Below are 251 nucleotides of genomic sequence, written 5' to 3'. Positions count from 1 at the left end.
CACCGATGAGGTGATGGCCGAAGTCACTGCCTGGCAGGCCCGACCGCTTGAAGCCATGTATCCGGTTGTGTTCTTCGATGCACTGCGGGTCAAGATCCGCGAGGACGCGGTGGTGCGCAACAAGGCCTGTCTCTTATACACATCTCCGAGCCCACGAGACATGGCGCCTGATCGCGTATGCCGTCTTCTGCTTGAAAAGGGGGGGGGGGGGGGGGGGGGGGGGGGGGGGGGGGGGGGGGGGGGGGGGGGGG

The 251-nt window shown here is 67.3% G+C and carries 1 pseudogene; it reads left to right on the top strand.

The features are described from left to right. Positions 1–127 (top strand): annotated as a pseudogene (locus JHD73_RS28965) (transposase); the annotation flags it as partial. Between the last annotated feature and the right edge of the window lie 124 nt (positions 128–251).

The sequence above is a fragment of the Ralstonia sp. ASV6 genome (assembly GCF_016429285.1).
In the GTDB taxonomy this organism is placed as follows: Bacteria; Pseudomonadota; Gammaproteobacteria; order Burkholderiales; family Burkholderiaceae; genus Ralstonia; species Ralstonia flaminis.
Note: the sequence above shows the minus strand (reverse complement) of the source record. Positions and strands in the feature narration are given on the sequence as shown.